14 protein-coding genes are annotated in these 11849 nt (G+C 42.4%); 2 read left to right on the plus strand and 12 right to left on the minus strand.

Going from position 1 to position 11849, the window contains the following annotated elements; all coding sequences use genetic code 11:
• Nucleotides 1–93: 93 nt before the first annotated feature.
• From Q0688_RS06145 to ccmA, 10 genes are read right to left on the minus strand one after another with little or no spacing between them, the layout of a single operon-like run.
• Complete coding sequence (locus tag Q0688_RS06145) at nucleotides 94–858, minus strand: VacJ family lipoprotein (protein WP_299074182.1); 765 nt, start codon at nucleotides 856–858, stop codon at nucleotides 94–96.
• A complete protein-coding gene (gene ccmI / locus Q0688_RS06150; protein WP_299074184.1) occupies nucleotides 855–2111 on the minus strand; it encodes a c-type cytochrome biogenesis protein CcmI in 1257 nt (418 codons plus the stop codon). The genes Q0688_RS06145 and ccmI overlap by 4 nt, the downstream gene beginning before the upstream one ends.
• On the minus strand, nucleotides 2108–2560 hold the full coding sequence (locus Q0688_RS06155) for a cytochrome c-type biogenesis protein (protein ID WP_299074187.1): 453 nt from the start codon (nucleotides 2558–2560) through the stop codon (nucleotides 2108–2110). Before Q0688_RS06155 ends, ccmI begins: the two co-directional genes overlap by 4 nt.
• A gap of 20 nt (nucleotides 2561–2580) precedes the next feature.
• Entirely contained in the window at nucleotides 2581–3153 is a 573-nt protein-coding gene (locus tag Q0688_RS06160; RefSeq protein WP_299074189.1) for a redoxin family protein, read from the minus strand.
• Nucleotides 3150–5156, minus strand: a complete 2007-nt coding sequence (locus tag Q0688_RS06165; protein ID WP_299074191.1) for a heme lyase CcmF/NrfE family subunit — start codon at nucleotides 5154–5156, stop codon at nucleotides 3150–3152. Before Q0688_RS06165 ends, Q0688_RS06160 begins: the two co-directional genes overlap by 4 nt.
• Before the next feature lies 1 nt (nucleotide 5157).
• A complete protein-coding gene (gene ccmE / locus Q0688_RS06170; RefSeq protein WP_299074193.1) occupies nucleotides 5158–5643 on the minus strand; it encodes a cytochrome c maturation protein CcmE in 486 nt (161 codons plus the stop codon).
• Nucleotide 5644: 1 nt separating this feature from the next.
• Nucleotides 5645–5896 (minus strand): heme exporter protein CcmD, encoded by a 252-nt coding sequence (ccmD, locus tag Q0688_RS06175; protein ID WP_299074195.1) that lies wholly within the window; start codon nucleotides 5894–5896, stop codon nucleotides 5645–5647.
• 19 nt (nucleotides 5897–5915) lie between these two features.
• On the minus strand, nucleotides 5916–6683 hold the full coding sequence (locus Q0688_RS06180; protein WP_299074197.1) for a heme ABC transporter permease: 768 nt from the start codon (nucleotides 6681–6683) through the stop codon (nucleotides 5916–5918).
• On the minus strand, nucleotides 6683–7336 hold the full coding sequence (gene ccmB / locus Q0688_RS06185) for a heme exporter protein CcmB (protein ID WP_299074199.1): 654 nt from the start codon (nucleotides 7334–7336) through the stop codon (nucleotides 6683–6685). Before ccmB ends, Q0688_RS06180 begins: the two co-directional genes overlap by 1 nt.
• Before the next feature lie 11 nt (nucleotides 7337–7347).
• On the minus strand, nucleotides 7348–7977 hold the full coding sequence (gene ccmA, locus Q0688_RS06190; RefSeq protein ID WP_299074201.1) for a cytochrome c biogenesis heme-transporting ATPase CcmA: 630 nt from the start codon (nucleotides 7975–7977) through the stop codon (nucleotides 7348–7350).
• A gap of 218 nt (nucleotides 7978–8195) precedes the next feature.
• On the opposite strand from ccmA, the gene Q0688_RS06195 reads away from it, so the two are divergent.
• Nucleotides 8196–10433, plus strand: coding sequence for a flagellar hook-length control protein FliK (locus Q0688_RS06195; protein WP_299074203.1), 2238 nt, complete (start codon nucleotides 8196–8198; stop codon nucleotides 10431–10433).
• A gap of 14 nt (nucleotides 10434–10447) precedes the next feature.
• Complete coding sequence (locus tag Q0688_RS06200) at nucleotides 10448–10792, plus strand: EscU/YscU/HrcU family type III secretion system export apparatus switch protein (RefSeq protein WP_299074205.1); 345 nt, start codon at nucleotides 10448–10450, stop codon at nucleotides 10790–10792.
• Nucleotides 10793–10954: 162 nt separating this feature from the next.
• Here the strand turns inward: Q0688_RS06200 and Q0688_RS06205 are convergent, their stop codons facing one another.
• Both Q0688_RS06205 and Q0688_RS06210 read right to left on the minus strand, forming a co-directional pair.
• Nucleotides 10955–11341 carry a type II toxin-antitoxin system VapC family toxin gene (locus Q0688_RS06205; protein ID WP_299074207.1) on the minus strand — a complete coding sequence of 129 codons (387 nt, stop codon included), beginning with the start codon at nucleotides 11339–11341 and terminating at the stop codon, nucleotides 10955–10957.
• Entirely contained in the window at nucleotides 11341–11571 is a 231-nt protein-coding gene (locus Q0688_RS06210; RefSeq protein ID WP_299074209.1) for a type II toxin-antitoxin system Phd/YefM family antitoxin, read from the minus strand. Before Q0688_RS06210 ends, Q0688_RS06205 begins: the two co-directional genes overlap by 1 nt.
• Between the last annotated feature and the right edge of the window lie 278 nt (nucleotides 11572–11849).

Genomic DNA, 11849 nt, shown 5'->3' on the forward strand with positions numbered 1-11849 from the left:
ACTAATGTATTTTATATAAACTTAGTCAACTAGCAAAAATAAGCAAAACACAAGACCTGACCCCCAAGGGTTTGTCGATCTCAAATAAGAGGGTTATAAGTCTTCTAAAAATGCGTCTATATCGTCTTCAAGGGCTTCTTCTTCTGCGGATTGTTTAATGACTCCGTCTTGTACTTTAAATTTGAGGTTTTGGAAGTAGGCACTTTTTACAAAGGCATAAGGGTCCGCTGAGGAATTTAAGGTTTGTTCTTGTTGAATTAACGCTGCTCGGCCTTCTAATGCATTTATACCCATGCGTAAAGCACCTAAATAGAAATTGAGGCCATCAATTGGAGAGTAGGATGAATCGACAAAATCACCAGCAGAGCTGCGGATATCGCTAGGCCCCATTGCAGGTATCATTAGGTAGGGGCCGGTGCCCACGCCCCACTTGCCTAGTACTTCTCCAAAACTTTCTTTTTCAAGTTCTAAGCCAATTTCAGTGGCCACATCAAACACCCCCAACAAACCTACAGTGGAGTTAAGCATAAAACGCCCTAAGCTGATAAAAGTGCCCTCTAATTTGCCTTGTAATAGATTATTTAGGCTGTTGGAGGGTTCTTCTAAATTCTCAGCCATATTGAGCAACCCAGTACGGGCGACTTGCGGCATATAATCCACATAGACTACGGCTGTGGGTCTGAGTATGTATTTGTCTAGAACCTCATAGTTGAAATCCCATAGTGTTCTATTTAGGGATTCCAGTGGATCTTTTGAATCTTCATATTGCTGCGCTTGCTCGGTTGTTGCTTGTTGAGACGCGCAGCCGCCTAGTAGTAATAAACTTACTGCTAGGACTAGAAGGTGTATTCTCTTCATTGCACTTCTCTATCTATCATAATGGTTGTTTGTGTTGTTTCATTTGGCTTTAGATTCACCACAGTTTCTCCTTGAAATTCACCCGGTGACTGAGCAACATCGCCATCCACCGAGACTCTAGCCACTAACTTAGCTTGCTGCAATTGCGATAATGTATAATTGGGCATCATGGCATTGTTGTTCGATAGCTCAACCACAATAGGAAAGGTGGCCAATGGCATTTTTACCACAGCCGCGGGCATTCTTACTTTTCCTGTGGTTTCTTGGGCAAATACAAACAAAAAGGCACCTTTAGGCAATTGTGTTTGTAGATCCTGCTTGATATTTACGGTTACCGTTACACTTGTGGCGCTTGGCACTTGAGGTGATTGTGCTGCTACTTGCCCTAGCTCTAGTTGCAATTGCAAAATCCTTTGATTGACCGCCCCATAGTTGGGATCAGTTTGGGGAATAAAGGCTAGCAGTCTTTGCCAGTTTTCAAGGGCTAATTGTTTATCGCCTAGTTCTGTAGCCACTATTGCCAATACACCCATAGCATTGGTATTGTCGGGCTCTAAGCTAAGAATATGTAACAACACACGTTTTGCCTGCAACACTTGTTGTTCTTGCCCTGTCATCAACAAAGCTTGGGCATAGCTAGATAAGGTGCCAATATTATTAGGATCGTATTGCAGTGATTTTTCAAAGGCTTGAATAGCACTATCCACCCTATTGATAGCCCCCGACACGCGGCCTAATAACATCCAACCCGTGGCATCTTGTGGTGTGTCTCGTAGTTTGGTTCGTAGACCTAAGGCGAAATGTTGTAAGTCTTGCAGGTTAAGGCTTTCATCCCCTTTGAGCATACGCTGCCCCAGACTACTGGTTTGCTGCTGTGCCTGTTGCCATTGCTCAATAGCTTGAATTTGATTGGCTTGGAAATATACCGCACCACCCACTAACACACTTAATATAGCGCCAATGAAAATGGCGATACTCGCCTTGGGATCTTGGGTTGTAAGCCTATTGGGGCTTTTTACTTCATCTAGCAATGCAATTTTTAATTCATTTTCAGATTGCTGTCTATCTGCATCACTCAATAAGGCTTGCTGCTGCTCGTCTTGTAGTTCATCTAGGCGTTGTTTAATTAAGCTCTTATTGGTTAAGGTGTTAAGGTTAACCGACTGGTCTGTGCTCTTTTTTAACCATGGAAAAACCACAAAAAGAACAAAGATCACTGCAAACAGCGCCGAACATAGATAAAACATAGTCATTCATCACGCTCCAACATTTGCTGCGCTTTAGCAAGTTGCGCTTTGTCTATCTCAGTTACTTGGCGTTTACGCGACATCACTAGTAACACTAAAGCAACAAAAATAAACAACGCAGGTAATAACCACAACCAAATCGTCATTGAGTTTACCGGTGGTTGATAATACACAAAGTCACCATATCTTTGTTTCATAAAATCAATCACCTGTTGTTTATCATAATCTTTTTTAAGTAAGTCATAGACTTTACGTTTTAAATCTACCGCTATCATGGCATCCGAATCGGCGATATTTTGATTTTGGCATTTAGGGCAGCGCAACTCTTTGGTGAGTTCAATAAACAAAGCGTTTTTTGCGGGCTCATCAAAGTGAAATTTGTCTTCTGTTGCTAAGGCTAGTGTGCAAATGCAGGTTAAAATAACTAAAACAAATCGGTAGATTATTCCGGTCATAGTGCTTGTCATAGTTTTCGTCACAGTCCTGTTAACTCGTTATATAAAGAGGCAAACTTTTTGTTCCACACCCTAGGGTTGATATCGCCTATATGATGCAAGCGTATTTTGCCTTGCTGATCAATAAGATAGGTTTCTGGGGCACCCGTTACTCCAAGATCTAAAGATAAATCCCGTTTGATATCGAAGATATTAAAGGCATAAGGGTCACCTAATTGACTAAGCTTCTCGGTCACTTCTTGTTGTACTCGCTGCACGGTTTTTACGCCAAAATCGGGGTCAATATCTTGGTCAAAATATAAACCCACTATATGTTTCCCCTCGCCTTGCAGCTGTTTTAGATAAGGTAATTCAACGGCGCAAGTTACGCACCACACCCCCCATACATTTAGCAGAGTGACCTTGCCAATAAAGACTTCTTGGGTGTAGAACTGCTCGACATTCATCAAGTCTGGCAACACAAAATCAGGCATTGGCTGTTCGAGCAAGGTGGACTGATGTTCTCTTGGGTTAGAAAACAAACCTTGAAACAAAAAGATAACTAATCCCAAAAACAACACCAAAGGGACTAAAAAGATGGCTATTTTTTTCAAGATGTTTGCTCCGATAATGCTGAGTGGGAAGTCTGTTGGGCTCCCATTTTTTTTACCCTTTTAGCGCTTCGATAACGCTTATCACTAATAGACAACACCCCGCCAAAGGCCATAATAAATGCTCCTAGCCAAATCCAATTAATAAAAGGTTTAACATAGATACGAATTGACCAATCACCATTTTTTAATTGCTCGCCTAAAGCAACAAATAAATCACGGCTGAAACCAGAGTCGATACCCGCTTCGGTCATCACATTGCGCTGCACCGGATAAAAACGTTTTTCGGCAGCTAACGACGCTACTTTTTGCCCATCTTGGTATACATCTACATGACCAATATCTGCGGTATAATTGGGGCCCTTTGATTGGGAAACATCTTTGAATACAAACTCATAACCTTGCAGGCTTACGGCATCTCCTACCGCCATTCTTACGTTGCGCTCTACATTGTAAGCACTCACTAACGCAATACCTATAAGGGTAACAGCAAAGCCTAAGTGACCCGCCACCATCCCCCAATGACTAGGAGTCAGCTTTGTTAAATTCTGCAACACTGTCATTTTTCCTAAGGCAATTTGTGGTTGGATCCGCTGCCTAACCTCCATGATAGTTGTGATGACAATCCAAAAACTCAAGACCAAGCCAAGAGCGGCCATATAACTTGATTGTTCGAAACTGGCATTGATCAACACCCCAGCTGAGACGCTTAAAGCCAACGCAAACAATAGCTGTTTATACAAAGCTTGTGCCGACTGGCTCTTCCAGCGAGACAAAGGCCCTACGCCCAAAATCAACACAAAAGGCACAATCAAATAGGTAAACATTTGATTAAAAAACGGCGCGCCGATTGAAATCGAGCCCATACCCAGCTCTTTATGGACTAAAGGCAGTAATGTGCCGAGTAACACCACCAAAGTAGCCGCGCTTAAAAACACATTATTGCCTATCAACAACACTTCTCGAGAAAAAAGTTGATATCTACCACTGGCTTTAAGTTGCGGTGCACGGTAGGCATATAAGCCTAATGAACCACCAATGATCACTACTAATAATCCGAGTATAAATAAGCCACGGCTAGGATCGCTGGCAAAGGAATGCACCGAAACCAATACCCCTGAGCGCACTAAAAAAGTGCCCAACAAACTCAGCGAAAACGCAGATATGGCCAATAACACTGTCCAAGATTTGAATACTTTGCGTTTTTCCGTTACCGCTAAACTATGGATCAACGCGGTGCCCACTAACCAAGGCATAAAAGACGCATTCTCAACGGGATCCCAAAACCACCAGCCGCCCCATCCAAGTTCGTAATAAGCCCACCAACTACCTAAGGCCACACCTACGGTTAAAAAAGACCAGGCGGCTAGGGTCCAAGGTCTTGACCATCTTGCCCAAGTTGAATCAAGTTGCCCGGAAATCAACGCCGCAAGCGCAAATGCAAAGGCTACCGAAAAGCCCACATAGCCCATATACAACATAGGTGGATGAATAATCATCCCAAAGTCTTGTAGCAGTGGATTGAGATCTTTGCCATCAATAGGGAAAAACGGCAACAATCGCTCAAATGGATTAGAAGTAAGCAACATAAACAGGTAAAACCCTATGCCCACCATACCTAGAATAGACAAGACTCTAGCCACCATTTGAGGAGGAATAGCTCGGCTAAATAGCGCCACCGCCACTGTCCAGATAGAAAATATCAAGACCCAAAGTAAGAACGAACCTTCATGGCCACCCCATACGGCGGTAATTTTGTAATAAATAGGTAAGGTGCTATTCGATGTGTTGGCTACATAGGTCAAACTAAAGTCATCGGTGATAAACCCGTGGGTTAAGCACCCATAAGCAAAAGCAGTAAAAATAAACATGCCTATGGCTAAAGGTTTCGCCATCGCCATTAATTTTGCGTGGTTTTTATAAGCGCCCCACATGGGGTAAATGGCCAACAATATGCCCATCATCAGGGCAAGCACTAAAGAAAGATGACCTAATTCTGCAAGCATGTTATTCACCTGCCCCAGCGTTTTTATAGTTAGCCTGGCTAGGCTTAACATGTTTAATGCCTTTCATTTTTTCTGCTAGTTCTGGTGGCATATATTCTTCGTCATGTTTAGCCAACACTTCATGGGCCTCAATATGATTAGCTTGAGTCAATATCCCAGTTGCGACTATGCCTTGTCCCTCACGAAATAAATCAGGCAATATGCCCTGATAACTAACGGTCACTACAGGGCCGGTATCCATCAAATCAAAACTCACCGCTAAGCTTTGTTGATCGCGCTTAACTGTACCTGGTACCACCATGCCACCTATGCGTAGCCTTTGCCCAAGTTGTGGCACTTTCCCGTCTTTACCTTCGATGATCTCAGAAGGGGTATAAAATAAATCAATATTTTGATTCAGCGCATACAACATTAAGGCAATAGCTGCTGCCATCACTATTACCACTGCTGACACTGCCATTAGGCGTTTTTGACGTCTTGGATTCATATTATTTGTTCACCACTTGTGTTTTTTGCTCTGCAGCTTTTTGACTGGCCGCAGTATTTTGTTTAGCCGCAGCGCTACTAATACGTATTTGCCTTGCTTGTTCGCTTAAGATTTGCCTAAATAATTTACGTTTTGCAAAAATCCCATCTAGCCATAATACAGCCACACTCAGTGCGCCCATACCAAAAGATAACCAAACATAGGTGCCATAACCGCCCATGTGCCAAAAGGCATTCATATCTTCAAAGTGCATACTATTTCCTATGTTTGACTCATGCTTGAGCGCTTGATTGCGTTTTTTCTTTTTGTTTAGCCGCCAAAGCTACTACCCAAGGACGCCTGATTTCACGACGTAAAATCTCATTTTGTAAACGTATTAAAGCAATGGCCGCACACACTAGCATCCAGCCTAATAAAGACACTAAAAAGGGCCATAACATTTCAGTCGCCATTGAGGGTTTATCCATTTTCATTACGGTGGCACCTTGATGCAAGGTATTCCACCACTCCACTGAATAATGAATGATTGGCAGGTTTATAATGCCCACTATGGCCATCACTCCCGCCGCTTTACTGGCTTGTTGTTTGTCTTCGAAGGATTTATACAAAGAAATAATCCCAAGAAACAAAAATAATAAAACCAACTGAGAGGTCATTCTTGCATCCCACTCCCACCATGTGCCCCACATAGGTTTGCCCCAAGCGGCACCTGTAATAAGAGAAACAAAAGTCACCATAGCGCCAACCGGAGCCAAAGCCACCATAGCCATAAAAGAGGTTTTGACTTGCCACACTAGCCCCACAAAAGCCGCGCTAGCCATGGCCATATAAAGGCTTTTGGATAAAATCGCACTAGGTACATGCACATAAAAAATCCGAAAAGCCTCTCCCTGCTGATAATCGGCAGGGGCAAAAGCTAAGCCCCAAACTGTGCCCACTAATATTGTTAATAATCCAAAAACACTAAACCAAGGTAAAAATTTTTGGCAAAGTTGATAGCTACGCTCGGTTTTTGCGTAGGGATGTAACCATTTCCACATTAGGTTTGACTCACTCTAAGTGCATAAGCGATGGCAAAAGGAGCCAAGGCTAAAGAGAATAAAAACATGGCGCCAATAATCGCCAGTTGCCCATGATATTGCAATTGCATGGCAGCGGACTCTACCGCAGAGGTAGCAAAAATAAGCAAAGGAATAAACACGGGTAGCAACAACAAGGCTAATAGCACCCCGCCACGATTTAAACCAACGGTTAATCCTACGGCTATTGCCCCTATTAGGCTCAACAAAGGCGTGCCTAATAATAAGGTTTGTAATAACGCCCAATACATGGCTTCATTTAAGTGTAAAAACAACGCAAGCAAGGGCGATAATATTATCAAAGGGACTATGCTAGTTATCCAATGGGCCAACACTTTAACTAACGCCGCTGCGGGTAGTGAAGTACTAGACAACATGAGCTGTTCGAGTGATCCGTCTTGAAAATCATCCCGAAATAAGCGCTCTAATCCTAATAATGAAGATAAAATGGCCGCCACCCAAATCACTCCAGGACCAATTAGCTGCAAGGTGTTAGGTTCGGGGCCTACTCCTAAAGGAAATAAGCTGATCACCAGAACAAAAAATAACACCGGCTGCATAAGCTCTGCTCGTTGCCTGTAAGCTAAGGCCAAGTCGCGCTTCAAAATTGCCATCAATGGGGCCACTAAGTTCGATACTCCAAGGTCAATTCGTTAGTTGGATAATCTAATTGCAAGGCTTGATGAGATGTCATCACCACTGCGCCGCCCGTGCTTAAAAACTGAATGATCTGCGCGCTTAATAAAGCTATGCCTTGGGTATCCAGCGCGGTAAAAGGTTCATCCAAAATCCACAATTTTGCATCTTGTTTAAACCAAAATCTTGCTAAAGCAACGCGTCTTTGTTGCCCCGCCGACAAATTTGCCACAGGGATCTCTTCCAGACCCACCAAATTAAGTTGCCCTAAGGTATCGAAAATTTTGTCGAGAGACGTATCTACTTGGTGCTGCTTACACCAAAACAAGATGTTTTCAACGGCGCTTAAGGTAAGACTGATCCCTAATTTATGTCCAAAATACACTAAATTCTGATGATAACTTTCACGGCAGTTTTGAATATTTTGTTGCAGAAAAAATACTTCGCCACAATCACCAGCAACCAAACCCGCCAACACCCTAAGCATACTGGTTTTACCCGCGCCATTTTGCCCTTTAACGTACAGTAAAGTCCCTTGTTCAACAGCAAAGTTTAAGTTATCAAACAATAACCTATCTCTTTTCGTCACAGATAAATTCGTTACAGAAAGGACCGCCAAAGATTTCCTCGTTTTTTAATGAAAGAGACTGAAAATTAGCCGCCAATAATATCATAGGGATGGCGACCAATCAGTTAAAAACAACTTAAAATGGAAATTGCTTACAAAATAATTTGAGTGACGCCTAGTTCAGAAATGGCTGGTGTTTTCTGAGTGCTCACTTATTTATTGGAATTGGTATAAACTCATGCTTCTTGAAATTGGCCGATAACCTGTATATGTCTGACATTTCCCAATCTTCTCTCGCTGCCATATCTCAGGCGCTCACCCAATTGAGTCAACTCGCGCCCACCTCAGAAGCGGCACGTCAAGGAGTTGATGTATTGGTTAAACATCTAGCGGGCAACGTATTAAGCTTAACCAAAGGCAACAGTTTATTGCATAAAACCGCCTTACTCGCTGCGCCGCAAATAACAGGGAAACTAGCAGAAGCAGAAATTCATCAGGTAAAGTTAAACAGTGAGCCTAGCCCTTCATTGGCATTTTTTTCAAAGGCAAGCACCCAGGCAATCAGCACTGTGCCCCTTAACGAGCAACAGTTGCAGGCTTTACTTAAATTACCGGCAAATCAGTTATTCTCTAAAAATTTACAAGGCCAATTAAGCAGCGCCATAAAACTACCTGTACTCAGAGCCACGGTTTTAGCGCTCCCTTCTAAAGAGCAGCTCAATACCCAAGAAATCAAATCGCAAGTTGCCAGTCACCCTATAGCTGCAACCGACACTGCTGCAGTTAAACGACAAAATACGCTGCAACTAGGTCTTAGTGGTCAGCGTCCTCCCTTTGAGATATCTCTTCCTGTTAAGTCGTTGACTTCGTTTGATGTGGGCGAAAAAGTCACCCTAACCTTGACGCCAAAAGGTCAAAACTGGCAAGTCAGCATAGCGCAACATCAAAACCTACCCGATGCACGAATGAACCCTGTGGTAGCAGATACAACCTCTAAGAGTCAACAGAGTATACTGTCACCCGCTGCGGCCACGGCTTTAATTAAGGCTAGCATGCTTGAGCCAAAACTAAGCGCACCGATAGAGCTTGAGCTGCCCATCAAGCAGGCGTTGCAGCAATTGAGCAAAGTAGATACATCACAACATTTGCTGAAACAGCTTCAGGCGTTACCCATTGAAAAGCTAACATTGCAAGTTAAGCCAAGTGGCGATATTGAATTGCAGCTACAAAGCACTAAGCCTGTTGCCAATATCCCCATTACTAAGGAAATAGCACAGGCCTTGGCGGTGCTAAAATTACCGAATCAACAGGCCATTATCAAATCTTTTGATTTGCTAAATGATGCCAAAAAAGAGGCGCAGCTGTCTTCACAAGTAAGCCGCGCACTTTTAGCATCGGATATTTCCAAAAACTTAACCATTGAAACCCATAGTAAATCGCCGCTACCTAAGGTTGATGGCAGTCAACATCAAGACGCCGGAATTAGCTTAAAACAAGCGAGGGCCGATTTGCTGACTGTGGTTCAGAATAGTCCTATACATCAAAGTGTGATAAGCCCGAGTTTACTCAGCAACAAAGCAGAACAAAGCAACTTAGTGCAAACTTTATTACGCATTGTGCAACCCAAAGCAGAGGCACCAACCCTCGGCTTACAATCCCTTGAAAAAGCCTTTAACGATGGCGACTTTTTTAAAAGCGCCCCCGAGCAGCCGAGTAAGCAAGTGCTTGCTGAAATAATGCAACAAATAAAGCTGTCTTTACCTCAGGGCAGGGAGCAAGATGCCAATCAAATTAAGCAATTACTAACAACCCCAGCGCTCAATTTATCGGCACTGCAAATGGTTAACCCCACATCCAGTCAAGGGTTTATGAGTGGTTTAGTCACCCTCTTACAAATGTCACTTAGTGCTAGGCTCAGTCGTCATCAAAGTAGTCGTGCAGAACACATAACCACAACATTAAATTCGGTATTGAGCCATTCCAGTACTGCCAAAGTAACACCTAAAGCGATGACTGAGATGTCGCAATTAGAGCAAAAACATCAATTAATGAAAGAAATTGGACGTTTATTTGCCGGGCATCAAACCAGCAAGTTAAGTAACGCCGAGCAAATGCTTCAAGGCCAAGATAGCTTTTACTACAACTTGCCATCTGCCTTGGGCGGCGTTGTTAGAGATATTGAATTATTAATCAAACGAGAAGACGACAGTAAAGATCCAGCATCCAGCGATAAACAAGCCCCTAAAACTTGGCAACTAACGATGAAGCTAGGTGTAGGCGAATTAGGAGAATTACTAACAAAGGCCAAATTAAGTGGTGACACCTTAGACATCAATTTTTACGCCTCTAATGAAACCGTAAAAATTCAAGTCATGAACTACCTGCCCTTGCTGCGTAGAAAGTTTGCCTCCCTAGGTATAGAAGTGAGTAACAGCCAATGCCAACTAGGCAAAATTCCCGATTCGCTGCAAAAGCGGCCTTATCATGTATTCCAAGCTAAAGCGTAACAGGCCATAAAGTGATGTCAGATAAAACCTCAAAACAGTCCAAACAAAAAAGTGCGGTAGGCCTAAAATATCAACAAAACTCTGCCGATAATACTGCATCTAGTGAAGCGCCCACAATAATAGCCAAAGGCTTTGGTGACCTAGCAGAAGAAATCATCACGCTAGCGAGGCAAAACGGCGTATTGATTCATGAAGATCCTTATCTTAGCGACTTTCTTGCCACTCTTGACTTAGGACAAGAAATACCCGAACAGCTATACCATGTCATTGCCGAACTCATTTCCTTCTCTTATGTATTACAAGGCAAGTTCCCAGATAGTTGGGCAAAAATGCATAACAAGGTGTCGAAAAAGGTGTAATACCATTATTCCAAAAAATAAGAGAAGCAGATAAATAACTTTGCACAAATAGGCATTCATAAAAAATCCCACATATTCGCGAGATTTTAGATTACTAAAGATCAACGTTGAAACGGCTAACAGAGAGATTTGTATTATATCCGTGGGACGGTCAACTCAAATCTAGTGGCTTGCGTTAATTAATCTAATACCATACGCAGGAAACTGTTCATCTTTAGTTAATATCTGTAAGCCTTCCGCTTGCGCCTGTGCAATTAACATGCGGTCAAAAGGATCTCTATGGTGTAAATGCAGTCGTCCCGCTTGCTGTCCATGAAACAATGTTATCGGTAGTTCGCTAAACCCAGCTTGCTCTACTTTTGATTCTATATCTTCTGGTACTACCAATTTACCCATTTGCTGTTTAATGGACATTTCCCAAACAGTAGCAGCGCTAACATAGATGTCGTTCTCTGGATTAGCGATATGCTCAATGGCATTCGCGCCTAATTGATTATCTCCATTTAACCACCAAATTAGTGCATGAGTATCCAATAAAATTCTTTTCATTAGGATCCAAATAAATCTGTTATTTCATCGTTAACTTCTTTTGAATCAAAGTCTTTAGATACTACGAATTGCCCTTTAAACTGCCCGAAAGTTCTTGTTTTTTGAAGTGTGTAAGGCACCAATTTTACAGTCGGTTTCCCTGATTTGGCGATAATTACTTCTTCTCCCAATAATGCTAACTCTACGAGTTGGGATAATTTGCTTTTTGCTTCATGCATATTTGTTTGCATAACACACCTTCACGACTTAGCTAGACTTAGCTATAGTATACTGCAAAAGTAAAATTTAATTAAATCTTATATTATGGCGTTTATTCAAAGCTTAAAAAGTCATGTGCGAATGCTAGTACCATTCTCTAATTCTATTTTTTCAATAATTTTCAATGTCGCATAAAAAAACCGCAACAAAGCGGTTTTTTTATGCGACATTAATTAACCCGAACTCGGGATAAGAAACGCCTGTAAGTAGCGCTATTTTTGCCCCTATCTTCGTTGTTCATCATGAGTGT

Origin of the sequence: uncultured Paraglaciecola sp. (genome assembly GCF_937123705.1) — a bacterium.
Lineage (GTDB): Bacteria > Pseudomonadota > Gammaproteobacteria > Enterobacterales > Alteromonadaceae > Paraglaciecola.